Origin of the sequence: Plantactinospora mayteni, from assembly GCF_016862935.1 — a bacterium.
In the GTDB taxonomy this organism is placed as follows: domain Bacteria; phylum Actinomycetota; class Actinomycetes; order Mycobacteriales; family Micromonosporaceae; genus Plantactinospora; species Plantactinospora mayteni.
In genome coordinates this window covers 192083-215906 of sequence record NZ_BONX01000018.1, presented here as the reverse complement: position 1 = coordinate 215906, position 23824 = coordinate 192083, and the positions used below count along the sequence as shown (strand labels likewise).

At 71.9% G+C, this 23824-nt stretch carries 27 protein-coding genes; 10 read left to right on the top strand and 17 right to left on the bottom strand.

The window, feature by feature from the left end:
- Nucleotides 1-27 precede the first annotated feature (27 nt).
- The 9 genes from Pma05_RS14460 to Pma05_RS14420 all read right to left on the bottom strand — a co-directional run bounded on the left by Pma05_RS14460 (nucleotide 28) and on the right by Pma05_RS14420 (nucleotide 7210).
- Complete coding sequence (locus Pma05_RS14460) at nucleotides 28-765, bottom strand: alanyl-tRNA editing protein (RefSeq protein WP_203857901.1); 738 nt, start codon at nucleotides 763-765, stop codon at nucleotides 28-30.
- A gap of 251 nt (nucleotides 766-1016) precedes the next feature.
- Entirely contained in the window at nucleotides 1017-1901 is an 885-nt protein-coding gene (locus Pma05_RS14455; RefSeq protein WP_203857900.1) for an alpha/beta fold hydrolase, read from the bottom strand.
- A complete protein-coding gene (locus Pma05_RS14450; RefSeq protein WP_203857899.1) occupies nucleotides 1898-2212 on the bottom strand; it encodes a DUF2516 family protein in 315 nt (104 codons plus the stop codon). Before Pma05_RS14450 ends, Pma05_RS14455 begins: the two co-directional genes overlap by 4 nt.
- Nucleotides 2213-2302: 90 nt before the next feature.
- Nucleotides 2303-2980 (bottom strand): hypothetical protein, encoded by a 678-nt coding sequence (locus Pma05_RS14445; protein ID WP_203857898.1) that lies wholly within the window; start codon nucleotides 2978-2980, stop codon nucleotides 2303-2305.
- On the bottom strand, nucleotides 2977-3651 hold the full coding sequence (locus Pma05_RS14440) for a helix-turn-helix domain-containing protein (protein ID WP_203857897.1): 675 nt from the start codon (nucleotides 3649-3651) through the stop codon (nucleotides 2977-2979). Before Pma05_RS14440 ends, Pma05_RS14445 begins: the two co-directional genes overlap by 4 nt.
- Nucleotides 3652-3746: 95 nt before the next feature.
- The gene (locus Pma05_RS14435; RefSeq protein WP_203857896.1) at nucleotides 3747-4709 is read right to left on the bottom strand and encodes an asparaginase; all 963 of its coding nucleotides are present in this window, start codon (nucleotides 4707-4709) and stop codon (nucleotides 3747-3749) included.
- 46 nt (nucleotides 4710-4755) lie between these two features.
- A complete protein-coding gene (locus Pma05_RS14430) occupies nucleotides 4756-5592 on the bottom strand; it encodes a beta-keto acid cleavage family enzyme (protein ID WP_203857895.1) in 837 nt (278 codons plus the stop codon).
- A 54-nt stretch (nucleotides 5593-5646) separates the two neighbouring features.
- Nucleotides 5647-6759, bottom strand: a complete 1113-nt coding sequence (ygfZ, locus tag Pma05_RS14425) for a CAF17-like 4Fe-4S cluster assembly/insertion protein YgfZ (RefSeq protein WP_203857894.1) — start codon at nucleotides 6757-6759, stop codon at nucleotides 5647-5649.
- A 22-nt stretch (nucleotides 6760-6781) separates the two neighbouring features.
- Complete coding sequence (locus Pma05_RS14420; RefSeq protein WP_203857893.1) at nucleotides 6782-7210, bottom strand: Fur family transcriptional regulator; 429 nt, start codon at nucleotides 7208-7210, stop codon at nucleotides 6782-6784.
- A 106-nt stretch (nucleotides 7211-7316) separates the two neighbouring features.
- On the opposite strand from Pma05_RS14420, the gene Pma05_RS14415 reads away from it, so the two are divergent.
- Complete coding sequence (locus Pma05_RS14415) at nucleotides 7317-8189, top strand: aminotransferase class IV (protein ID WP_203857892.1); 873 nt, start codon at nucleotides 7317-7319, stop codon at nucleotides 8187-8189.
- A 52-nt stretch (nucleotides 8190-8241) separates the two neighbouring features.
- Here Pma05_RS14415 and Pma05_RS14410 read toward each other — a convergent pair whose 3' ends face one another.
- The gene (locus Pma05_RS14410; protein ID WP_203857891.1) at nucleotides 8242-8832 is read right to left on the bottom strand and encodes a heme-binding beta-barrel domain-containing protein; all 591 of its coding nucleotides are present in this window, start codon (nucleotides 8830-8832) and stop codon (nucleotides 8242-8244) included.
- A 115-nt stretch (nucleotides 8833-8947) separates the two neighbouring features.
- Entirely contained in the window at nucleotides 8948-9052 is a 105-nt protein-coding gene (mtfM, locus tag Pma05_RS43460; RefSeq protein ID WP_275414691.1) for a small membrane protein MtfM, read from the bottom strand.
- Nucleotides 9053-9077: 25 nt separating this feature from the next.
- On the opposite strand from mtfM, the gene Pma05_RS14405 reads away from it, so the two are divergent.
- Entirely contained in the window at nucleotides 9078-9440 is a 363-nt protein-coding gene (locus Pma05_RS14405; protein WP_203857890.1) for a DsrE family protein, read from the top strand.
- Nucleotides 9441-9608: 168 nt separating this feature from the next.
- Here Pma05_RS14405 and Pma05_RS14400 read toward each other — a convergent pair whose 3' ends face one another.
- Entirely contained in the window at nucleotides 9609-10475 is an 867-nt protein-coding gene (locus Pma05_RS14400) for a hypothetical protein (RefSeq protein WP_203857889.1), read from the bottom strand.
- A 194-nt stretch (nucleotides 10476-10669) separates the two neighbouring features.
- Nucleotides 10670-11143: a winged helix-turn-helix domain-containing protein gene (locus Pma05_RS14395; protein ID WP_203857888.1), complete on the bottom strand. Its 474-nt coding sequence runs from the start codon at nucleotides 11141-11143 to the stop codon at nucleotides 10670-10672.
- 316 nt (nucleotides 11144-11459) lie between these two features.
- Between Pma05_RS14395 and Pma05_RS14390 the strand changes: the two genes are divergently transcribed.
- Both Pma05_RS14390 and Pma05_RS14385 read left to right on the top strand, forming a co-directional pair.
- Nucleotides 11460-15857: a S8 family serine peptidase gene (locus Pma05_RS14390; protein WP_203857887.1), complete on the top strand. Its 4398-nt coding sequence runs from the start codon at nucleotides 11460-11462 to the stop codon at nucleotides 15855-15857.
- A 180-nt stretch (nucleotides 15858-16037) separates the two neighbouring features.
- Nucleotides 16038-16808 (top strand): hypothetical protein, encoded by a 771-nt coding sequence (locus Pma05_RS14385; protein ID WP_203857886.1) that lies wholly within the window; start codon nucleotides 16038-16040, stop codon nucleotides 16806-16808.
- Here Pma05_RS14385 and Pma05_RS14380 read toward each other — a convergent pair.
- Both Pma05_RS14380 and Pma05_RS14375 read right to left on the bottom strand, forming a co-directional pair.
- Complete coding sequence (locus tag Pma05_RS14380) at nucleotides 16784-17233, bottom strand: hypothetical protein (RefSeq protein WP_203857885.1); 450 nt, start codon at nucleotides 17231-17233, stop codon at nucleotides 16784-16786. The two genes, Pma05_RS14385 and Pma05_RS14380, sit on opposite strands and share 25 nt — an antisense overlap.
- A 110-nt stretch (nucleotides 17234-17343) precedes the next feature.
- Nucleotides 17344-18159: a hypothetical protein gene (locus Pma05_RS14375; protein ID WP_203857884.1), complete on the bottom strand. Its 816-nt coding sequence runs from the start codon at nucleotides 18157-18159 to the stop codon at nucleotides 17344-17346.
- Nucleotides 18160-18341: 182 nt separating this feature from the next.
- Here Pma05_RS14375 and Pma05_RS14370 point away from each other — a divergent pair, with 182 nt between their 5' ends.
- The 3 genes from Pma05_RS14370 to Pma05_RS14355 all read left to right on the top strand — a co-directional run bounded on the left by Pma05_RS14370 (nucleotide 18342) and on the right by Pma05_RS14355 (nucleotide 20575).
- Nucleotides 18342-19103 carry a hypothetical protein gene (locus tag Pma05_RS14370; protein ID WP_203857883.1) on the top strand — a complete coding sequence of 254 codons (762 nt, stop codon included), beginning with the start codon at nucleotides 18342-18344 and terminating at the stop codon, nucleotides 19101-19103.
- A 25-nt stretch (nucleotides 19104-19128) separates the two neighbouring features.
- Entirely contained in the window at nucleotides 19129-19914 is a 786-nt protein-coding gene (locus tag Pma05_RS14365) for a eukaryotic translation initiation factor 3 subunit E (RefSeq protein ID WP_203857882.1), read from the top strand.
- 244 nt (nucleotides 19915-20158) lie between these two features.
- On the top strand, nucleotides 20159-20575 hold the full coding sequence (locus Pma05_RS14355) for a hypothetical protein (protein WP_203857881.1): 417 nt from the start codon (nucleotides 20159-20161) through the stop codon (nucleotides 20573-20575).
- A 42-nt stretch (nucleotides 20576-20617) separates the two neighbouring features.
- On the opposite strand, the gene Pma05_RS14350 is transcribed toward Pma05_RS14355, so the two are convergent.
- Nucleotides 20618-20857, bottom strand: coding sequence for a winged helix-turn-helix domain-containing protein (locus Pma05_RS14350; RefSeq protein WP_203857880.1), 240 nt, complete (start codon nucleotides 20855-20857; stop codon nucleotides 20618-20620).
- A gap of 321 nt (nucleotides 20858-21178) precedes the next feature.
- On the opposite strand from Pma05_RS14350, the gene Pma05_RS14345 reads away from it, so the two are divergent.
- Genes Pma05_RS14345 through Pma05_RS14335 form a run of 3 tightly spaced genes read left to right on the top strand, consistent with a single transcriptional unit; the run spans nucleotide 21179 to nucleotide 21955 of the window.
- Nucleotides 21179-21505, top strand: coding sequence for a DivIVA domain-containing protein (locus tag Pma05_RS14345; RefSeq protein ID WP_203857879.1), 327 nt, complete (start codon nucleotides 21179-21181; stop codon nucleotides 21503-21505).
- A complete protein-coding gene (locus tag Pma05_RS14340; protein WP_203857878.1) occupies nucleotides 21502-21813 on the top strand; it encodes a hypothetical protein in 312 nt (103 codons plus the stop codon). The genes Pma05_RS14345 and Pma05_RS14340 overlap by 4 nt, the downstream gene beginning before the upstream one ends.
- Entirely contained in the window at nucleotides 21803-21955 is a 153-nt protein-coding gene (locus Pma05_RS14335; RefSeq protein ID WP_203857877.1) for a hypothetical protein, read from the top strand. Before Pma05_RS14340 ends, Pma05_RS14335 begins: the two co-directional genes overlap by 11 nt.
- Nucleotides 21956-21962: 7 nt before the next feature.
- Here Pma05_RS14335 and Pma05_RS14330 read toward each other — a convergent pair whose 3' ends face one another.
- Nucleotides 21963-23741: an alpha-keto acid decarboxylase family protein gene (locus Pma05_RS14330; RefSeq protein ID WP_239312346.1), complete on the bottom strand. Its 1779-nt coding sequence runs from the start codon at nucleotides 23739-23741 to the stop codon at nucleotides 21963-21965.
- Nucleotides 23742-23824 lie beyond the last annotated feature (83 nt).

The window sequence follows — 23824 nt, the reverse complement described above, 5'->3', positions numbered from 1 at the left end:
TGAGGGACGAGCCGCTGCCAGGTCGGGTCAGTTGACCAGCCGGACCCGTACCCGCCGGTTGGCCCGGCCCTTGCTCTCCACCTTGACCACCTGGACCTTGCCGATCTGGGCGGTGGAGGCGACGTGGGTGCCGCCGTCGGCCTGTACGTCCAGCCCGACGATGTCGACGATCCGGATCTCCTGCTCGTCGGCGGGAATCAGGTTGGACTGGGTACGGATGATGTCCGGCAGGGCCAGTGCGTCGTCCCGGGGCAGCACCTTGACCGCCACCGCCCGGTCGGCGGTGACCTCGGTGTTGACCAGTTCCTCCAGCCGGGCCTTGAAGTCGGTCGGCACCTCCGGCAGGTTGAAGTCCATCCGGGCCTCGCCCGGCTCCATGTTTCCGCCGGTGACCAGTGCACCGAAGTCCCGGAACACCACCCCGCAGAGCACGTGCAGCCCGGAGTGGGTACGCATCAGCAGGCTGCGCCGCACGTCCTCGACCGCGCCGGTCACCGCCGTACCGACCGGCGGCACCGGGTCACCCTCGGCGGGGATCAGACAGAGGTCGTCGCCCTTGCGGGTGCCGACGATCCGGGTCTGCACACCCTGCCAGAGCAGGACCCCGTGGTCCGGCGGCTGGCCGCCGCCGCCCGGATAGAAGGCCGACCGGTCCAGCACGATCCCCTGCTCGGGATCGGCGGAGAGCACCGTGCACTCCCACTCTCGCAGGGTCGGGTCGGCGAGGTCGAGCCGGTGCGTCCGGCCGTGCTGGGAAACGCCCATGGCTCGCCACGTTACTCTGGCCGGCCCGCTTCCGGTGCCACCGGTGGCCCGTCAACCGCTGCCGCTGCCCCGTCGCCTGCTACCGGTGGCCCGTCGCCTGCTACCGGTGGCCCGTCGCCTGCTACCGGTGGCCCGTCGCCCGCTAGCGGTGGCCCGCGTCGACCGCGCGCACAACCGGGGCAGCCCGACAGCCTGGTCGACGGGTGACCCCTCGCACCGGGCCGGAACGATCGGCCGGCATTGCGAGCCGGTCAGTTGAGGAAGCCGGAGATCCGTTCGCGCAGGTCGGCGCGGTGCGTCCAGAGCAGGCCGGGCTTGTCGTAGACGTGCAGCGTCGCCGCCGGCAGCGCCTCGGCGAGCTGCTCGGCGACCGCGACCGGATGCAGGTCGTCGCCGGCACAGCCGATCACCAGGGTACGGGCGGTGACCGCCGCCAGGGCCGAACGCTGCCGGACGGCGACCTGACCGGTCAGGTTGGCCAGCCCGGCGGCGAGACCGTCCCGGGTCAACTGGTCCACCCGCTGCCGGAGGTAGGCCCAGCCGGCCGGGGTGTTACGGACCGCCGGTGGCACCTCGAAGGCGACCGCCTCGGCCACCTCGGCGGCGTCGCCGCTGCGTACCGCGGTGAGCAGTTCGGCGAGCCGCCGCCGGGCCACCTCCGGCCGGGGTTCGTCGAGTACGGCGGGCAGCACGAAGACCGCCCGCTCGAAGCGGCCGGGACTCTCCCAGAGGAGTCGGCAGAGCGCGCCCGCACCGAGGCTGATCCCGAGTGCCCGGCCGGCCCCACCGAGATCGGCGATGGCCCGCAGGTCACGGGCCAGGTCGGCGTAGCTCCACTCGCCCTCCGGAGCCTCGGATCGGCCGTGGCCACGGAACTGGAAGAAGATCTTGCGACCGTTGACCGCGCTGCCCAGCGGTCGGGTGGTGGAGATGCCGGTGCCGAGTCCGTGTGCGAAGACCGTGACCGGGTCGCCGTCGCCGGTCACCAGCCGCTCCAGCCGTACGCCGTGCGGGGTGGTGACCAGCTCGGTCTCCGGGTCGGGCAGGGCCGGCCGGCCGCTGCGTGGCGCGGTCGGCCCCGGGCCGTACGTCCGTGGCCCGCCGTCGGGCGGCGGTGGCCAGCGGAAATCTCTCACCAGAAGCCTTTGCCGTCGGTCAGGTCACGCAGCCCGACCCGGACGTCGAGCAGATAGATCAGCGCTGCCGCGATGCCGATCAGCGCGAAGAGGTTGAGCGGCCGGTAGAGCAGCAGGGTGAGCACCAGGCAGACGGCCAGGATGGCGACCCAGGCTCCCTTGGGGAGGGTGCCGATCGCCGGGAAGGCGTCCGAACGCTGGGTGATGCAGTGCACGAGCGCGACGCCCTGGATCACGAGGGCGAAGACGATCAGCACCAGGTTGATGATGAATACGACGTCGTCGAAGAAGAGCGGCGCGGCTGTGCCCATGGCGGAAAGCTTATGCCGGTGACCCCGGGTACGTGCCACTTGGCGCACCCACCCGAGGTCACCGGCCGCGGCTCGGCGTCCAGAGGCCGACTACTTGTCGGCCGCCGGGCGGGTGCGCTTGGTCGCCGGGCGGGTCGACTTCGCCGCCGGGCGGCGCTTCACCGCCGGGGTCTTCGCCGGGGTGGCCTCGACCGTCTCGGTGGCCGCGGCCGACGCGGCAGGCTCCTTGACCTGCTCGACGACCTCGGCCGGGGTGGTGCTCAGCGCCGGCTGCCCGGCGGCGGTCACCGCCGGAGTCTCGGTGGCGGCCAGGTCCGCGTCGACGGTGTCGGCGGCCTGCACCACGCCGGCACCGACCACCCGCTCGCCCCGGGCGACGAGTTCGCCGTAGACGGCGACGGCCCGTTCCTGCGCGGCCTGGGCACCGGCCACCACCACCGCCGCGTTGCGGATGGTCGCCTCCCGCAGCCGGTCGAGGTCCAGTTCGCCGTTGGCGGCGCGGTGCCGCAGGTTCGCCGCGCCGGTGTTGGCGTTGCGCAGGGTCAGCGCGGCCTTCTGCCGCAGCTCGGTGGTGGTCGCGATCGCCCTCTCCCGCAGCTCGGCGGTCGTCGTCACGGCCTTCTCCCGCAGCTCGGTACGGGTCGTCTCGTCACCGAGCCCGCTGACCACGGCGGGCAGCCGGCGCAACTGCTGGTACGCGAGATCGCCGGCACCGGCCACCGCGTAGAGCGGGGCGGGGATCCGGGCGGTTCGGGGCTGGCTCATCACTGTTCCTCCTCGTCAGCGGCCGGGGCGACCGTCGGAGTCGACGGCGCGGCCTTCTTGACCGCCTTCCGGGCGGTCCTCTTCGTGGCGGCGGCCGGCGGCGTGGATTCGGCGCCGGGCCGGGGTTCGGTGGGTGGTCCGGCGGCGCCCGCCTCGGTCACCGCCACCGATTCGAGTACGGCCTCCGTCAGGTCCTCCTCGGCAGCGGCACCCGGACCGGCGGTGGCACCCGGGGCGGTGGCACCCGGGGCGGTGGTACCCGGACCGGTGGCGGTGGTGGTGGTCGGGGCAGCGGCGGTGGTGGTCGGCTCGGCCGGTACGTCCGCTTGCCGGAGGCTCTCCCGGCGGAACGTCTCGTAGATCTGGCTCAGCGACTGCTTCTGCGGCACCGTCAGGTCCGGGTCGGCCGCGATGGCGGCGAGTACGCCCTGCCCCTCGCGGTCGTCGAGCAGCCCGGCCCGGAGGTACATCGCCGGGGTGGAGACCCGTAGCGCGCTGGCCAACTGCTGGAGCACCTCGGCGCTCGGCTTGCGCAACCCACGCTCGATCTGGCTCAGGTAGGGGTTGCTCACCCCGGCCTGCTCGGCCAGTTGCCGCAATGAGATCTTGGCGTTGCGCCGCAGGTCACGGATGAACCCGCCGATGTCCCGTGGAAGGTCCTTCGGATTGGCCATGTCTCGACGGTAGCGAGCGGCGCTTGCTCCTGCAAGCAAACTGCTTGCGAAAGCTAGCAATAGTTAGCGGCGTCTCATCGAGGCGTACCGTGCGCTCACCAGCGGGTGCGTACCGCGCCGACCACCTCGTCGCCGCCGTACAGCGGCAGTTCGGCCAGCTCGTGGAGGATCGGGGCGTCCACCGACAGCCGGCGCAACGCCGAGACCAGTACCGGCATCCGGCCGCGCGACGCGCCGTCGTCGATCTTGGCGGCCACCGCGCCGACCCCGGGCACCGCCACCGCGACCACCCCCTCGGCGCCACTCTTGGCGAGCAGCCCGGGGATCCCGGTCATCAGCCGGGTGTCGTACGCCTCGTCGCCGGTGCCGGCGACCATCTCCGGGTACGCCCGCATCGCGTCCGCAACCGTCCGGGCCGGCGAGCCCGGTTCGGCCGAGACCAGCCGCAGGTACGCCCGGGCGAGCCCGGTCAGCGAGCCGGCGAGCAGCGGTGCGCCGCAGCCGTCGATCCCGACCGCCGCCGCCGGCTCGCCGGTGAACTCCTCCACCGCGGCGGTGATCCGCTGCTGGAGCGGGTGCTCGGGCCGCCAGTACTCCGCCACCGGCCAGCCGGCGGCCTGACAGGCGAGCAGCATCCCGACGTGCTTGCCGGAGCAGTTCATCCGGAGCCGGGACGGCCTTCCGCCGGCCCGCAGCAGGGCGGCCCGGGCCGGCTCCGAGATCGGCAGGTCAGGCGGGCAGCGCAGCGCGGACTCGTCCAGCCCGGTACGCCGCAGCAGCGCGCCGACCCGGTCGACGTGCGGGTCCTCGCCGTGGTGGCTGGCGCAGGCGACGGCCAGGTCGGCACCGGTCAGCGGCATCCCGGCCCGGAGCATCCCGATCGCCTGGAGCGGCTTGTTGGACGACCTCGGGAAGACCGGTCGCCGGACGTCACCGGCCTCGGCCCGTACCGCACCGGTCGCGTCCAGCACCACCACGGAACCCCGGTGTACGGACTCCACGAAGCCCGACCGGACCGCCTCCACCAGCGGTACGCCGCCGTCGTAGATCTCGCCCATGGTCGCGGACGGTACCCACCGGGCCGGCTCGCCGACCAGGCACCCCTCAGCGCTGTGCCGCGAGTCCCAACAGCTCCCGCGCCTGCGCCGGGTTCAGCGGCGGGCGCTGGGCGAGCTGGGCCAGCCCGACGGCCCGGGCCACCAGTTGCATGTTCGACTCGACCGGGCGCCCCTTGGCATAGGTGATGGTGTCCTCCATGCCGACCCGCAGGTGCCCGCCGGCCGAGACCGAGGCGAGCATCACCGGGATGGTGCTCCGGCCGATGCCGGTCGCCGAGAACGTCGTCCCGTCGGGCAGGTCCCGCAGCGCCTGGGCACAGGCGACCAGCGCCTCGGTGCTGCCCGGCATGCCACCGGGCACCCCCATCACGAAGTCGACGTGCACGTGCCCGCCGGCCGGCAGGCCGTACCGGTCGAGCAGCCGGCGCAGCGCGGCCAGGTGGCCGAGGTCGAAGATCTCGTACTCCGGCACGATGCCCCGGTCCTGCATCCGGGTGTGCAGGTCGACGACGAACTGCCAGCGGTTGAGGAAGACGTCGTCGCCGAAGTTGACCGTACCCATCGTGCAGGAGGCCATCTCCGGGTCGGCGTCCAGCACGGCCAGCCGGTCCGCCTCCGGGTCGGTCACCGAGCCGCCGGTGGAGAGCTGCACGATCAGGTCGGTGCCCTCGCGCAACGCGGAAACGGTCTCCCGCAGCCGACCCAGGTCGAGGGTGGGCCGGGCCTGGTCGTCCCGGATGTGCACGTGGATCACCGCGGCGCCGAGCGCCTCGCACTCCTTCGCGGTGACCACCAACTCGTCGAGGGTGACCGGCAGCGCCGGGACCTCCGCCTTCGCCGACTCGGCCCCGGTCGGCGCGACCGTGATCAACGTGCCCGTCATGCCGGGATCCTAGCCGAGCCCCCCGCGCGCGGCCGTGACCAGCAGGGCGGGCGACTACTCCGGGTCGATCGCGGCGGCCGAGCCCTCGACCAGCAGGGCGGCGTCGTCCGGTACCGAGCGCTTCAGCACGGCGAGCGCGACCGGGCCCAGCTCGAAGTGCCGGACCGCCGTACCGACGAAGCCGACCGTACGCCCGTCGACCGTCACCGGGGCGCCGGCCGCCGGGAGCTGGTCGGTGGTCACCCCGTCCAGGTGCAGCAGCGCCAGCCGGCGCGGCGGACGGCCCATGTTGTGCACCCGGGCCACCGTCTCCTGGCCCCGGTAACAACCCTTGTCCAGGTGTACGGCCGGAGCCACCAACCCCACCTCGGCCGGGATCGTCCGGTGGTCGGTCTCGAAACCGACCCGGGGCAGCCGCTGCGCCACCCGCACCGCCTCGTACGCCCACAGTCCGGCGACCGGTGTGCCGGCGGCGGTCAGCGTGCCGACCACCTCCGGCAGGCTCCCCCGGGGCACCAGCAGGTCGACCCCGAGCCGGACCCGACGCGCCCACCCCCCGCCCGACAGCGTGCGTACGTCGTACACCACGGTCGGCCGGGGTGGCAGGGAGCCGGCGGCGAACTTCGGGCCCGGCACCCCGAGCAGGTCCGGTTCGGCCAGCCCGGTGACGCCGAGCGCGCCGACCGCCTCGGTGGCGCGCGGGCCGACCAGCGAGAGCAGGGCCCAGTCGGCGGTGGCGTCCCGGGGGTCGACCGGGGTGAAGAAGCGCATCTTCTCCAGATAGCTCAGCAGGCCGCCGGTGTCGCCCGGCTCGGTGTCCAGCCAGGTGGTCTCGCCGTCCTCGGCGACCATCGCGTGCTGCTCGACGTGCCCGTGCGGGGAGAGCACCAGCAGCTCGCTGCCCTGCCCGGCGGTCAGCGCGGCGAGGTGCTGGCTGGTCAGGGTGTGCAGCCAGCTCGCCCGCTCGACCCCGGGCACGGCGATGATCCCCCGGTGCGACCGGTCGACCAGGCCGACGTCGGTGGCGAGCAGCCGCTGTTCGCGGATCGGGTCGCCGTAGTGCGCGGCCACCGGGCGTACCCCGGCCGCCGCGTGCTCCGGCTCCGGCTGGTCCCGGGTCGCCTCGTCGATCGCCTCCACAGCCACCGCACCCGCGATGTCGATCATTACCGCCGCTCCTCTTCGATCATTACCGCCGCTCCTCGCAGTCGCTCCGCCCGCAGACGCCGAAGAGCGCCACGTGCCCGATGTCGACCTGGAAGCCCCGTTCGGCCGCGAGCTTGTCGCAGAGCGGCCCGAAGACCTCCGGATCGACCTCGTCCACCGCCCCGCAGATCCGGCACACCAGGTGCACGTGGGTGTCCTCACCCGCGGCGTGGTACGTCGGTGACCCGTGGGACAGGTGCGTATGGGTAACCAACCCGAGGCGTTCGAGTAGTTCCAGAGTCCGGTAGATAGTGGTGATGTTCACTCCGGCGGCGACCTCGCGGACCGCCGAGTGCACCTGCTCGGGCGTGGCGTGCCCGAGTTCCAGCACGGCTTCGAGGACCAACTGTCGCTGCGCCGTCAACCGCAGTCCGCGGGAGCGCAGCATCTCCGCAAGTGACGATTCCGACACCGGCAAAGCATAGTGCGGATCGGCGGAGGCCGACCCCTCGGCAGCTACTCTCGCCGACCCCTCGACAGCTACCCTCGCCGACCCCTCGACGGCTACCCTCGGCGGAATGTCGAGCGAGCAGGCGGTGGTCGCCGTACTCGGCCGGGGCGTGGTGCCGGCCGGCGAGCCGGTGATCCGGGCCGACGACCGGGGCGTACTCCGGGGTGACGGGCTTTTCGAGACCATGCACGTCCGGGCCGGCCGCCCCTGGCTGGTCGGGGAGCACCTGGCCCGGCTGACCCGGGCGGCGGCGGCACTCGACCTGCCGCTGCCCCGCACCGAGGAACTGCGCGAACTGCTCGACACCGTCTGCGCCGACTGGCCGATCGGGACCGAGGGCGCGCTGCGGCTGGTCTGCACCCGGGGACCCGAGGGCGGCGCCGGCCCGACCGTCTACGCCACCCTCTCCCCGGTGCCGGCCAGGTCCCGGCAGGCCCGGCGGGACGGCATCCGGGTGGCGACGCTGCCGCTCGGGGTCGCCGCCGACGCCCGGGTGGGCCGGCCATGGCTGCTCGCCGGCCTGAAAACCACGTCGTACGGGCTGAGCGAGGCCGCCCGGCGCTGGGCCGCCGCGAACGGCGTGGACGACGTGCTCTGGACCTCGACCGACGGGTACGCCCTGGAGGGGCCGACCGCCAACCTGGTCTGGCTGACCGGCGAAGAGCTGTGCGTCGTACCGGCGGAACGGACCGGGATCCTGCCCGGGGTGACCGCCGACTGGCTGCTCCGGCAGGCCGGCGAGCTGGCCTGGACGGTGGCCCGCCGCCTGGTCACCCCCGCCGAACTGCACACCGCCGACGGGGTCTGGTTCACCTCGTCGGTACGCGGCCTCGCCGTGGTCCGTGAACTCGACGGGGTGCCACTGCGCTACTCGCCGCACACCGCCGTACTGGCCGACCTGCTCGGCTTCCCCGTCCCGTCCCGACCCGCTGAGCGGTAACGTCCCGGCGCCCCGCTGAGCGGTAACGTCCCGACCCGCTGGGCGGTAGTCGTCAGCCGCCGACCCGGATCAGTCGGGCGGAGAGGTGCGGCGAGAGCGGGTGTCCCACCGCCGCCATCTCCTGGGCGTAGAGCAGTGCACCCTCGACGATGCCGAAGAGCCGGTGCCCGGCGGTGACCTCCTTGGCGGTCGGGCTCCGCACCACCGCGTCGGTGGCGATCTCGACCCGGGTACCGGTGACCTTGCCGAGGTGCACTTCCATGATCCCGGTCGGGGTGGTCAGCAGCACCTCCAGCTCGTCGGTGCCGTTGCCGTCGGCGTCGAGTACGGCCCGCCACCAGCCGACCTCACGACCGGCCGGCCGGACCGGCTGGCTCCGCTCGTCCAGGATCCAGGCCCGCGACTCGTAGTGCAGGAACGGCCGCCCGTCGTGGGTGATCCGGATCTCCTGGGCGTAGTCGAAGTCCTCGATGCTGGGGAACCCGCCCCGCCCCCGTCCACGCCAGAGCCCCACGTACGGCAGCAGGCCGAGCAACGCCGGGTGCAGGTCCGGCCCCTTGCGCAGGTCGTAGGTCTCCTCGTACGGGTACGGGTCGACTGGCGGCGCGTTCAGCCAGGGCGGCGGCTCAATCGGGTTACTCACAGCATCCCTTCCGCTCGTGACTGCGGGGCTCGCAAACCCGGCTCACTCCTCGCACTCACCAGCATCCCTTCCGCTCGTGACTGCGGGGCTCGCAAACCCGGCTCACTCCTCGCACTCACCAACGTCCTCTCGAAATCTTCACGGCCAGGTAGACCAGGTAACCGGCGAGCGCGCCAAGACCCGCGACCAGCAGGCTGACGAACCCAATCTCGGTAACCATGACGGGTAGATCCTATGCTGGCCTCATGGCTCGTACCCTGGTCGTCAAGGCCACCGCCGGTTCGGACTCGCCGGAACGCTGTGCCCAGGCGTTCACAGTGGCCGCCACCGCGGTCGCCTCCGGCGTCGACGTCTCGCTCTGGCTGACCGGTGAGTCGAGCTGGTTCGCGCTGCCCGGCCGGGCCGAGGAGTTCGAACTGCCGCATTCCGCGCCGCTGGCCGAGTTGCTGCACGTGATCCTGAGCAACGGCCAGGTCACGGTCTGCACCCAGTGCGCCGCGCGCCGGGAGATCGGCGAGTCCGACGTGCTGCCCGGGGTACGCATCGCCGGGGCAGCGGTCTTCGTCGAGGAGGCGATGGCGGACGGCGCACAGGCGCTGGTCTACTAGTCGCCGCGCTGACCTGCATCGCCGGGTTCCATCCGGACCCGAGCGTCTGCCGGGTCGGCCACCCTCGTCCACCCGTCGACGGGCGTCGGCCCACTCCGAACACGTCGACCCACTCCAGGCCCACGCCGGTCGGCGGTGGTCGTTGCGCTTATGGGCGGCCGGACCCGGTCACCGACCACAGCCGCTGCTGACGGCGACCCGGATCCGGCCGTCGCCGCTTTCGACCACCACGCTGACCGGGCCGCTGCGGTAGGCGTACAGCTCGGTGGTGTCGGCGACCACGACGGCGCCGGCCGGTCGGGGCAGCAGGGTGCTCGGCGGGCCGGCCGGTACTCCCCGGCCGGTGGCGTGTGCGGTCCAGGTGGTGCCCTGCCCCGGGCAGCCCACGGAGACCAGCTCGACCGGGGTCGGCTCGGTCGCGCCGAGCGCGCCGAGTACCCGGAGCGGTTCCGGCTCGGCCGGCGGCAACGGCGGCACGGCGCGGTCGTCGGGATCGCCGGAGACCGGTCGGCAACCGGTGTCGACGGTCAACTCGACCACGCCGGGGCCGACCTGACCGCCTTCGATCGCCACGAACTCACCCGCGTCGGCGCGCAGGGCGTGGCTGCTCCCGTCGGCACTGTGCCGGACCCGGGCCCGGTACGCCGCCGGCAGCCGCTCCGCGATCCGGTCCAGCAGCGCGGGTACGTCCGCGTCCGGCGCGTGCACGACGACCGCCGCATCCAGCGACGCGCCGTCCCGGACGACGGTGAGTTCGCAGTCGTCGGCCACCCGTCGCTCGGCGATCTCGACGGCGACGTCCGGGCCGGCCGCCACGACGAGTTCGCCGAGTGCCCGCTCCAACACCGGTTCGGCCTGCTCGATGCTGCGCTGCTCCTTCACTGTCGGCTCGTCGCGGTAGACCGAGACCAGGGTGAGCACCAGCAGCAGCACACCCCAGCCCACCAGGCCGACGAGCAGCCAGCGCCGCCACCGGGGAGGGGCCGGAGGGTCCGGCTGACCGGGCCAGGCCGGTGCCGGGGCGTCGATGCTCACGCCAGCCATGGTGGCACGGCGACCCCGGAGCGCCGGCACCGAGCCGGCCACCGACCGGATCAGCCACCCTTCGGATCGGCCAGCGGCCGGATCGGCCACCGCGCGGATCGGTCAGCGGTTGGTCGACCGGGGTGCCGGCGTCGGGGGTGGTGCCCGGTCGGTGGCCGGGGTGTCAGGGTGCCGGCGTCGTCGGGTCAGTGTCCCGGGGCGAGCCGGTAGCCGACGCCGCGTACGGTCTGCACCTGCGGCCCGCCCTCGACGGCGCGCAGCTTGCGGCGCAGCCGTTTCACGGCGGAGTGCAGGATGGCGGTGTCACCGAGGTAGGCGCCGCCCCAGACCGACCCAAACAGCCGCTCGTACGTCCACACCCCGAGCGGCGCGCTGGCCAGCCGGGCCAGCAGTTCCCGTTCCAGCCTGGTCAGCGCGAGCGGCTCGCCCCGCCAGGTGACCAGGTGGCCGCCCGGGTCGACGGACAGGTCACCGAGACTCACCGGTCCTGGTTCGGAATCCGTCGCGTTGCCGACCATTGGAAACAGCATTGCCCGTAACTCGGACAGATCCGAACAGATCACGACCGTACCGAAGTCGTCCAGCCGTCGAACCACCCGTTCCCGTACCGCGACGTCGGTAGACACGCACACGACGAGCGGGACTTCTCCGTTTGCCACCTCGCTCCACTCCTCCCCCGTCGACACTGCGGGCCCTAGCCAAACCGGTTTGACCGGGCGCGTCAACAGCGACGCTAACCGATGTAAGGCATTCGGCTAACTCCTGACCGAAACACGCCCAGTTACTGCCTAGATACTGGCCGACCTCGGGCATTGATCACTACCCCGGGGAGCAAGAACATTACTCCAAGCCGATGTGGGGGGCGCTGTCCGTAAGCAACCGTCGGACCCACGCGTGCCGGCAGCGCCGGGCATCCGGGGCTGCGGAGCTGGCTTCCGAGAAGGCTCGGGACGCCGAACAGTGGGGGAGGAACCCATGCCGCATCGATCCGGACGGAGCTGGGCTGGCCGGCCAAGACCCTGGCGGCTGGTGGCCGCCGCGGCTGCCGTGCTGCTCGGCGTCACCGCGCAGCCGGCGGTCGCCGTGGCGGCCGGTCCCGAGGCGGAGGTGAGCCGGGAACTGCTGGCCGAACTCGCCGCCGAGGGCACCAGCACGTTCACCGTCTACCTGCGAGAACGCGCCGAGTTGAGCGGAGCGGCAAAGCTGCCCGACTCCGACGACCGGGCCACCGCGGTCTACCGGACGCTCACCGCCACCGCCGAGCGCAGCCAGCGGGACCTCCGCGCCGAACTGGACAAGCGCGGCGCGACGTACCGGTCGTACTGGATCGCCAACGTGTTGCGGGTGGAGGGCGACCGCGCCCTGCTCGACACCATCGCCGCCCGGGACGACGTGCAGAGCATCGAACCGAGTCGTACCTACGAACTGATCAAACCGGAGCCGTTCCGGGCCACCACCGACGCCGGTACCAGGGCGGTCGAGTGGAACCTCACCAACATCGAGGCGCCCCGGGTCTGGTCCGAGTTCGACACTCGGGGCGAGGACGTGGTCGTCGCCAGCATCGACAGCGGCGTGCAGTTCGACCACCCGGCGCTGCGGAACGCCTACCGGGGCAACACCCCCAGTGGCTTCGACCACAACTACAACTGGTTCGACCCGGCCGCGGTCTGCGCCAGCGCGGCGCCGTGCGACAACAACGGCCACGGTACGCACACCATGGGCACCATGGTCGGCGACGACGGTGCCGGCAACCAGATCGGCGTGGCGCCCGGCGCCCGGTGGATCGCCGCCAAGGGCTGCGAGACCAACAACTGCTCCGACAGTTCGCTGCTCGCCGCCGGCCAGTGGGTACTCGCCCCGACCGACCTGAACGGGCAGAACCCCCGGCCAGACCTGCACCCGGACGTCGTCAACAACTCCTGGGGCGGCGGTCGCAACGACGAGTGGTACAAGCAGACCGTGGTCTCCTGGCGGGCCGCCGGCATCTTCCCCAGCTTCTCCGCCGGCAACGACGGACCGGGCTGCAACACCACCGAGAACCCGGGCGACTACCCCCTGACCTACGCGGCCGGGTCCTACGACAGCAACAACAACATCTCCAGCTTCTCCGGCCGGGGAGTGTCCAGCATCGACGGTTCGGTCAAGCCGAACATCGCCGCGCCGGGCAGCAACGTCCGGTCCAGCCTGCCCACCAACGGCTACGGGCTCGGCAGCGGCACCTCGATGGCGGCACCGCACGTCTCCGCCACCGTCGCGCTGATCTGGTCGGCCGCACCAGGGCTGAAGGGCAACGTGACGGCCACCGAACGGCTGCTCGACGACACCGCCACCGACGTCGACGCGCTCACCTGCGGCGGCACCGTCGACGACAACAACACCTTCGGCGAGGGCCGGCTCAACGCGTACCAGGCGGTCGGGGCGGCGCCGCGCGGCGACTCGGGTCGGGTCACCGGCACCGTCACCGACGCCAGCACCGGGGACCCGGTGGCGGGCGCCCAGGTGCGTACCGGCGACTTCAACACGCTCACCGACGCGGCCGGCAAGTACGCCCTGGTACTGCCGGTCGGCAGTCACGAACTGACCGCCAGCGGGTACGGCTTCAACCCCGGTACCGCCACCGTGACCGTGGCCCAGGGCGGCATCCTCACCCAGGACTTCGCCCTCGCCACCGCTCGGATGGTCACCGTGGCCGGCAAGGTCACCGACGGCTCCGGGCACGGCTGGCCGCTGTACGCGAAAATCGAGGTCTCCGGCCGACCCGGTGGCCCGGTCTACAGCAACCCGGTGACCGGCGCCTACTCCTTCACCGTCCCCGGCAGCGCCACCTACCGGCTCGACACCACGGTCGTCTACCCCGGCTACCGGCCGGTCAGCACCGAGGTGGCCGTCGGTACCGGCTCGAAGACCGTCAACATCAGCGCCGCCGTGCTGTCGGCCTGCACCGCCGCCGGTTACACGGCCGCGATCAGCGACCCGCTGCTGTCGCAGAGCTTCGACGGCGCCTCGGCCCCGGACGGCTGGTCGGTGGTGAACCGCACCGACAAGGGCGGCTGGGCGTTCGACGACCCGGGTGCCCGGGGCAACCTGACCGGCGGTACCGGCAGTTTCGCGGTCATCGACAGTGACGACCTGGGCAGCGGCAACACCCAGGACACCGACCTGGTCACGCCGGCGCTGGACCTCTCGGCGGCGGGCGCGCCGCTGCTGCGCTTCAACAGCGACTGGCGGGCGGTCGGGATCAGCGACACCGCCGACGTCGATGTCTCCACCGACGGCGGCAGCACCTGGACCAACGTCTGGCACCAGACGGTCAGCCGGCGCGGCCCCCGGGTCGAGGAGGTACCGCTGGACCGGGCGGCCGGTGCGGCGAACGCCAAGGTGCGGTTCCGGTTCAACGGCACCTTCGCCTGGTGGTGGGAGGTGGACAACGTCCAGTTGGTCAACCGGACCTGCACCCCGAAGCCGGGCGGCCTGGTCGCCGGCTTCACCACCGACGCCAACACCGGCGAGGCGCTGAACGGCGTCACGGTGACCAGTGACAACCAGCCGGCCGACAAGGGCGTGTCGGTGGCGACGCCGGACGACCCGAACATCCCGGACGGCTTCTACTGGCTCTACTCCGGCCTGACCGGGACGCAGCCGTTCACCGCCAGCCTGGCGCCGTACCGGGGGTTCACCAAGCAGGTGGCGGTACCGGTGGACGCCACCCGGCGGGTCGACTTCGCGCTCAAGGCGGCCCGGCTGACGGTCACCCCGAAGGACCTGGAACTGCACCAGCCGTACGGCAGCACCCGGAACGTCACCCTGACGGTGACGAACACCGGCAACGCGCCGGCCACAGTGGAGACACTTGAGCGGGCAGCCCGGTTCAGTCAGCTCTCGGCGAAGGGCGCCGAGCTGGTGGAACACAAGATGAAGGGGCTGAGCAAGAGTCGTACCGGGATCGCGTACGGGCCCGGCACCGGGACCGCCGCCGCAGCGCCGCTGGTCGACGACGCGTGGACCCGGGTGGCCAACCTCCCGGCGTCGATCTACGACAACTCGGCGGTGACCCTGGGCGGCAAGGTCTACTCGATCGGTGGCGGTTCCGGCACCGGCAACGAGCGCAAGACCTGGGTCTACGACCCGGCGACCAACGTCTGGACGGCGCTGCCGGACATGCCGACGGCGCGGTCGAAGCCGGCGGTCGCCGCGCTGAACGGCCGGATCTACGCGATCGGCGGCTGGGGTGCCGGTTCGGCCCCGGTGGAGACGGTCGACGTGTTCAACCCGACGACCGGGACCTGGAGCACCCTCTCCGGGGTGACCAACCCGGCGCCCAGGGCGGCGGCGGCGTTCGCGACCAGTGGCGGCAGGCTCTACGTCATCGGCGGCTGCGGCGACAACGAGTGCTCCGCCGACTCGCCGGACGTGACGGTCTTCGACCCGCTGACCGGCAAGTTCGACACCGCCGCCGACTATCCGCAGGGCTCCTCCTGGATGTCCTGTGGCGGCATCGGCGGCAAGGTCTACTGTGCCGGTGGCGTCGGCGTGACCGAGTTCAAGAACGGCTACGTCTACGACCCGGCGACCGACGCCTGGGCACCGCTGCCGGACATGCCGCTCGACCTCTGGGGCTCGCAGTACGCGGCGGCCGGCGGCATGCTCGTGCTGGCCGGTGGCGCCACCGCGGCCTCGACCACGCTGACCAACCGGACGATCGGGTACGACCCGGTGGCCGGTGCCTGGGTGAACCTGCCGAACGCGCAGTTCGCCCGCTACCGGGGCGCTGGCGTCTGCGGAGCGTACAAGGTGGGTGGTTCGCCGAGTTCGTTCGTCGGGTCGGCGGAGACGGAGCGGCTCGGCGGGCTGGAAGCCTGTCTGGAGACGGGCGAGGCGTCCTGGCTGAGCACCGCGCCGGCCAGCTTCACCCTGGCCGCCGGGGCGTCCCGGACCATCACCGTCACCCTGACCGCCACTGCGGCGGCCGGGGTGCCCCAGCCCGGCACCTACACCGCCGAACTCGGCCTGGTGACGGACAGCCCCTATCCGGTACCGGTGATCGGGGTGGAGATGAACGTCTCCCCGCCCGGTAACTGGGGCAAGATCCAGGGCACGGTGATCGGCCGGACCTGTGGTGGCGCCGAGGTGCCGTTGCCCGCGACGGTCCGGGCCAACCTGGTCGGCGATCCGGCCACCGGCTACACCCTGTCGGCGAGCAACCAGGGCGGCTACTCCTGGTGGCTGGCGAGGGGCCGGTACGACGTCATCGTCGCCAAGGACGGCTGGGTGCCGCAGGTGAAGCGGCAGCAGATCCAGGCCAGCCTGGTCAGCACGCTCGACTTCACCCTGGAACCGGTGAACCCGTGTCCCACCCGGCTGGGCGGGATCTGACCGGCGGCCGGGCCGGGTGCTGACCCGGCGGTGACTGCCGAGGGCGGTGCCCGCCGACCCCCGAGCGGGGTCGGCGGGCACCGCCGTTGTCGTCCGGCACCTGCCCGGTACCGGGTCCGGGCGGCGCGTTGCGTCGGGGACGTTGACAGCGCCGCCGTACCCGTTGGTAGCCTGCCGGGCGTGATCGACGAGGCCGGATCGATGCCGCCGCAGCACGTGCTCTGCGTGCTCGGCGCGGGGTTGGACCTCGGCGTCGTGGCCCGGCTCACGGCCGAGATCGGCGGCCCGGACTGTGCCCTCGACACCGAATACTCCCGCCCGGAACCCGACCCGCGGATGGCCGCCTCGTTCCGGTCCTCGCTGACCAGCCCGAGTTTCACCGACGCCGACCGGCGGGCGGTCAAGGAACACGACACGGTGGCGTACCTGCTGTCGCCGCCGGCGACCCGGCAGACCGCGATCGAGGTGTCGCGGCGGATGCTGGCGTTGACCGCCGCGCTACTCCGGGGCGGCGCCACGGCGGTACGCAACGAGAGCAGCGGCCTGGCACACGGCCGGGACCGCTGGCTCGACCTGGCCGACCGGGCCGCCGCCGCGACCGACGACCCGACCCTGGCGGTGGTGCTGCACCGGGCCTGGGTGAAGCGGCCGATCACCGACGGCGTGGCGGTCTACAGCTGTGGCATGCACCTGCTCGGCGCCCCGGACGTCGAACTGCGGGCCGGCCAGCCGACCGGGCCGGCCGAGGTCGACGAACAGGTACGCCTACTCGACGCGCTGGCCCGCTATCTGCTGACCGAGCCCCGGGCCCGGCAGATCCGCGACGGCGAGACGTTCGCGCTCGCGGCCGACGCCCCACTCTGGATACTCGGCAGCCGGGACTGCGCCCGCTACGACCCGGACGACCTCTACCGCAACCCGTACGGCTACTGGTGCCTGACCCCGGGATAACCGTTCGGCCCCGGGGAGTTGCGAACGCCCACGCACTCGGCCAGCAGGTCGTACGCCCAGCCGGAGAAGGGGTGCCCGGCCGGGTCGTCCGGGGAGACCAGGGTCAGTTGGGTGCCGCCGCTCGATCGGTCCGGTCGGTAGATCACGCTGAGCGGGCCGTCGCCGTCCGGCATCGGGTCGTAGGCGTGGTCGTCGGAATAGGCGTCCATTTCGGCGTCCCGGAGCAGGTATAGCCAGCCTTCGGTGGCCGGCAGCGACCGCTCGCGCCGCAGCGTCCAGCGGAGTTGGGTCTCCGACTCGCCGCCGGTCTCGACCGTGACCAGCAGTGCGGGCCAGCGCTGGGCCAGCCGGTCGATGAAGGTCCGCAGCATCTGGGCCTCGAAGGAGGGCGCCAGCAGGACGCTGTCGTACCCGGTGATCTCCAAGTCGTTCCCTCACCATCGGCCGGGCGGTGGTTGTCGCACGTCGATCGTCGCAGGTTCGCGGCGGTCGCGACCACCGCCGCCGGGGCGGTGACCGCGACGAGAGGTGCCGGTTACGCCCGGAGCTGGCTCAGCGCCGACTCGGCCACCACGTACGCCGACAGCCGCTTCGACCCGTCCATCACGGCCGGCCAGTTGGGGTAGTTCACCGGGGCACCCCAGTGCCACAGTCCCAGTTCGTAGACGCTGTAACTGCCGATGTTCTCCGACCAGTACGGCGGCTCGGGCGCGGGCGCACAGGAATACCAGGCGTAGACCCAGGACGGGTCGGGATACATCTGCCAGTACTCCTCCGACACGTTCGGCGTCGCCTGGCAGTACGGGGTGAATCGCTGTTGGACCCGCTCGAAGGCGCCGATCAGCAGGTTCTTCAGTTCGGTGGTGCTGAACCGGGCCTGTGCCCGGGCCACCAGCGCGATCGGGCCGACCGTGCCGAGCGCGATGCCGAGCTGGTTCTTGGCGGAGAGGGTGCTGACCGAACCCCACAGGCTGTTGATCAACGTAACGCAGGAGGTGACGTCCTGTGCCCAGCGCTGCTTGAGGCTGAGCGAGAACTCCTCGATGTCGGCGAACTCCAGCAGGTGGTGCTCGGCGCAGGCTCGCGCCTCGGCGGTGGCCAGCCCGTCGAGGTGGGCCATGATGGTGTTCCGGGTATTGCCGATCTCGACGATGATCCGGCTGGTCGCCTCCTCGATCGTCATCCCGCCATCTTCCGAACTGTTGAAATAGCCGTACGCCTGTAGCGCGAACTGGGCCACCGCGATGATCGTGGCCGGATCCGTCGCCTGGGCCGGCCGGGCGGCACCCGGCACCACCACGGCGGTCGCCACCACCGCCGCGGTGGCCATCTTGAGCAGTTTCCGTTTCATTCCGCCTCCCGAGGTCTGGCCGCGTCGAGCGCACGGTATTGACGGCGGCTGGACTGCCACTGGATCTCCACTGGACCGACCGCATCCGCCCTGGTGGATGAGCTGGTGATCCAGTGAGGTTCCAGCCAAGGTCCAGTCGGGTCCGGCAGCCTGCCGACAAAAGGGGTGAGAGGAGACTCCGAATGAAGGCCAGACTGCTGCGCGGCTTTGCCGCGACAGCCCTCGCGCTCGCCGTCGTCCTGCCCGGATCCACCCAGCCGGCGCACGCCGATCCCGACGACACCAACGCCTCGCTGATCGACATGATCGACCTCGCACTCAACCTGGTCGGCCGGGCGAGCAGCGGCGGTATCACGCCCGCGCTGCTGCTCCAGATGACCCAGGACGTCATCAGCGCGCTCGACCAGGCCGAGGCGGAGGTGATCGCCCACATCGACGCCATCGCCTCGGCCGAGATCCGTGGCGCCACCCGGGCCGCCGTCATCGAGTTCGCCGACATCAACAACCTCGCCGACGAGACGTTGGAGGACTGGGCCCAGCAGGTCACCCACGACGCCATCCGAGCCGGCACCTACCTCGACGCGGTCGCGGACCTCAGGGCCGTCGACGACATCGGGTACGCCGCCATCACGGTCTACCCGATCGCCCTGGTCGCCCGGGCGCGGGCCGGCTTCGGCACGACCAGCCTGCGCACGCAGTACAAGAACACGCTGCAACGCCTGGTGGACCGGTTGACGCCGACCTGCGACACCTACCTCCCCGATCCCCGGATCCCGGTCATCCGGGTCTACGAATGCAGGGTGTACGGCAGCCACACGGCGAGCTACACGGAATACCACCTCAACGGGGCGTGGGACACCAGCGGCCGGGCGGCGGTCCAGGCCGAGGCGTCCGCGAACACGAGCCGCCAGGTAGCCGTCGAGGTCCTCAACGACCTGCCGTAGCCGGTACCCGGCTGGAGGGAGCGACATGAAGTTTCCGCCGCTGCGTGGCCTCGCCGCCGCAGTCCTCACCGTCACGCTCGTGCTGTCCGGTCCCGCCGCCCCGGCCCAGGCCGCCCAGGCCCGGGCCAATCCGGACGGCACCAACACCTCCCTGCTGGAGATGCTCGACTTCGCCCTCGACCTGCTCGGCCAGGTCGGCGACGGCGATATCTCGCCGGAGGACCTGGCCGCGATGACCCAGAACGTCATCAACGCGCTCAACCAGGCCGAGTCGGGGGTGATCGCCCATCTCGACGCCATCGCGGTGGCCAACATCCGGGACGACGCCACCGCCGCCGTCATCGAGTTCGAGGACATCAACAACTTCGCCGAGGAGACCCTGGAGGACTGGGCCCAGGAGGTCAGCGGGGACGCCGTCCGGGCCGCCGCGTACCTGGACGCGGTCTCCGCCGGAAAGGCGGTCGACGACGTCGGGTACGCCGTCGTCACGCTCTTCCCGATCGCCCTGGTGGCCCGGGCCCGGGCCGGCTTCGGCACGACGAACCTGCGCAACCAGTACCGGGCCGCGTTGCAGAAGATCGCAGACAAGCTCGCGCCGAGCTGCCACTACTACTATCCGGAGCCGAACGCGGTCCCGCTGATCCGGGCCTACACCTGCACGGTCTACGGCAACCACACCGCGACCCAGTTGGAGCAGTACTGGCTCGGCGAGTGGCAGTTGGGGCCGATCGACCCGGCAGCCGTCCAGGCCGCGTCGTACGCGAACACCAGCCGGCGGGTCGCGGTCGAGTCGCTGCGGCTGTTGCCGTAACGGCCGCCTCGGTCGGCTCGGCGAGGGGCGTCGCCGAGGAGTCCGGGCACGCGGTCCTGCGCCGCCGCCAGGCGCAGGCCCGCGTACGGGCGGTGCGGAGCCGAGGCCAACGTGGCGGCCCGGGTGGCGGCGCTCGGCGGTCGGGTCGTCCCCACCACCGCGATCGTCGCCGAGACGCTGGTCAGCGACTGGCTGGTCGAGATCGAGGTCATCGCGGCCGGCTGACTGCCTCTACAGTCGTGGCGTGCGTACCGACATGACCTCCCTCGCGTTATGGGACCCGGGTTGGTACGACCTCGACCAGCCGTTGAAGGTCGGCCGGCAGGACCGGTTCGCCTTCCACCACGGCATCGTCTCGCCCGGATACGACCTGGTCTTCGCCAACGGCCTGGGCACCAACTGGGACTATCGGTCGGCGACGGTGGAGACGATCGAACACCCCGAGTTCGGGCTTCTCGACGAGGTCGACACCACCACCGGTTTCGGCGAGTACACCTTCCGGCTCCAGGACGGACGGTGGGTCACCGTAGAAGCCGAGGAAAGCCCGGGGGCGGTCAACGCCGCCAGTCCGGACTTTCCCGTCGACGCGAGTCGGGCAGGCAGCTCGGACTGGGCCCTTGTGGTGGTGCTCTCCGGCGTCACGAACGCGAATCGAGGCTGAGGCGGGCGCACAGGCGGGGCAGCTCGACAACCTGCGGGTTAGTTAAGGCTTCCGCAGCCAGGTCTTCGGATCGGTCACGAAGACACCCTTGCCCTGGTGCCGCCGGATCGCCTCGATCGCCTCCAAGCGCACGAAGACGAGTTGGATCGTCGATGAGCTGACCTTGTATTGCGAACAAAGCTCAGCGATCGACGGCAGCTTGTCTCCTGGCTTGTACTTTCCAGATCTGACGTCGGCGGCAATTTCGTCCGAGATCCGGATGTAGTCCGGGGTCGCTGGCATAGCACTCCTCGCGTGGCACCTCCAATCTGATCACGAGCCGATGGATTTTTACAAGAGGAAGCCAACTGTCTTGCCTTTCATGGCTTCAATGCCTAAGTTGAGCGTCGAGCACTCCTCGTGTGGCAGCTAGGAGCGCTCGTCCCCAGGTCGGGGCGGGTGACGACAGGAAAGGGGATCGCCCGTCCCGGCCCCCTCGCAGTCGGCCCGGTGGCCGTACCGCCGCTGGTCGAGGCTGCGGTCCGCAGGGCGGGTGGTCCGGCTCGTGCGCTCCCTGTCGGCGAGCCGGGCCACCCATCCCCACTCGTCGGAAAGGTGCTCCGCATGCGCAGACTGTTCCGATCTCTCTTCACCACCTCACCGCCACCCACCACCCGGACCGGGCCGCCGAACGCCGGCAGCCACTACCCGCCCGTCGCCCACCCACCGGTCGCGTACCCGCCGCTGACCGCCGGCCAGATCCGCTTCCAGCGGTTTTCCGGCGTCCGGCGCGGACTCGATCCGGAAGAAGTGCGGACCTTCCTCTACCGGGTCGCGGACGAGTTCGCCGAGGTCCGCGCCGAGCTTGCCCGGACCCGCACCGAGAACAACCGGATCAAGTCCGCGCTGCGTGACTGGCAGTCCCGCTACCGCCCGGCCGGCCGGGTATGAGCCGGGAGACCACCGTCGCCGACGACGAGGCGACGACCGGCGGCCCCCGCCAGCGGTACGTCGTCCAGCTCACCGTCACCAGCACGGACCTGCCGACGGCGGAACTGCTGGCCCGTACCCTCACCCGGTCGCTGCGCTTCCTGCCCGACCTCGTCCCCGGCGAGACGACCGTCGCCCTGGCGGGCGATCCGGCGACCCGGCACCCGGTCTTCTGCGCCCGCCCGCTCGACGGCGGCGGCGGCGGCCGGTGCCCGCTGCGTACCGGGCACATCAACGACTGCCAACGGATCGACCCCGATGACCGCTGAGCCGGCGTACGCGCCATGGCTGGTCTTCCTCGGCCACTGCGACCCGACCCGGCAGCTCCTCGACCTCGCCGCCCGGCATCCGGGGCAGCCGGTCACCGCCCGACTCGGGCGTACGGGGTGCCGGGTGCACGTGCCGGAATGATCGGGGCTCACTGGTCGGGCAGGCCGCGCCAGGAGAGCCGGGGCGTGCTGCCCAGCGTCGACTGGTAGTCGACCGCTGTCGTCTCCCGGCCCCACTGCGGCATCCCGGCCGGCAGGTCGAGCGGGTGGAGTAGTACCTCGACCACGGTCGGCCGGTCCGGTATCCCGGCACCCAGCCCGGCCAGTACCCGGGCCAACTCCCCCTCCGTGCTGACCAGGTGCGAGTCGACCGCGATCTGCCGGGTGAAGACGGCCGGCAGGTCGGCGTACCGCCAGTTGTCGATGTCGTTGTACGGCTGGTGCCGCCCGTCGACAGCCCGTTCCACCGTGTACCCGGCGTTGTTCAGCACGAAGATGACCGGTCGCTGGCCGGTGGCGATCATCCGGCTGATCTCCTGCGCGGTCAGTTGCAGCGATCCGTCCCCGGTGATCAGCACCATCCGCCGCTCCGGTGCCGCCGTCGCCGCGCCGAACGCGGCCGGTACGGCGTACCCGATCGCTCCCCACAACGGTGCCTGGACGCAGACCGCGCCCCTGGGCAGCCGGATCGACGCGACCCCGAAGGACGGCGTACCGGTCTCCGGCACCACGATGTCGCCCTCGGCGAGCATCGCCGAGATCGCCGGCCAGAGCCGGGCCTGGGTGATCGGCGCGTTGCTGGCCGGGTCGAGCCGGGCTGCCGGCGGCCGACCCGGATCGGGCGCGGTGGCCCAGTCGACCGCGCGGACCGGACCGATGCTGTGCAGCCGGGCCAGCGCGGCGCCCGGGGAGACCGGGTGGAAGAGTCGCCCGCCGACCGAACTCGCCCGCCGACCGATCGAGATGATCCGGTCCGGATCCAGGTCGGCCGTGAACAGCCCGTCCCAGTCGAAGAACTTGACGCCGACGCAGACCAGCACGTCGGCCTCCTCGACGATCCGCCGTACCGGCTCGACGCTGTCCCCGCCGTCGTAGACGCCGACGTAGTTCGGGCCGGTCTCGTCGAGCAGCCCTCGGCCGAGGCCCTGGGTGGCGGCCGGCCAGTGCCGGTCGGCGAGCAGCGCGGCGATCTCGGCACCGAGGCCGTACCGGAGGGCCAGGTTGCCGACCAGCAGTGCCGGGCAGGTGGCGCCGTTCAACAGCCGCTGGGCGGCGGTGTCGAAGGCGTCGAGCTGGTCTGGGTCGTGGATCGGCGCCGGCCGGTCGAGCCGGCGGGGCGGCTTCGGGACCGGCTGCCGGGCGACGTCGCCGGGCAGCCGCAGGTAGACCGGGCGTTGCTGGGTCCAGCACTCCCTGAGTACCCGGTCGATCTCGACCGTGGCGTTGCCGGCGGTCAGGGTGGCCTGGGCGACCGTCACCTCCCGGGCGACCCTCACCCACCGGTCGAAGTCGCCGTCGCCGAGGGAGTGGTGCATGGCGGCCCGCCGGTCCATGATCTCCGTCGTCGGGCCGCCGACGATCGAGACGATCGGCACCGACTCGGCCATCGCGCCGGCCAGCCCGTTGACCACGGACAGCTCGCCGGGGCCGAAGGTGGTGACGATGGCGGCGATGCCGGCCAGCCGGGCGTACCCGTCGGCGGCATACGCCGCGTTGACCTCGTTGCAGTTGCCGACCCAGCCGATGTCCGGGAACGCCTCGACCTGGTCGAGGAACTCCATGTTGTAGTCGCCGGGCAGCCCGAAGATGTGCCGTACCCCGAGGTCGTGCAGCCGGCAGAGCAGATATTCGCCCACGGTCGTGGTCTCGGTCTCGGTCTCGGCCGAGTTCTCCGGCATGACGTCGTTCTTCGGCATGACGTCCTCCATCGACCGCTCCCGCCCGTTCTCACCGCCCGTGCGGGTTCCCGTTCCCACCCGTCGCACACGTCCGACACCCGAAAGGGTCCCGC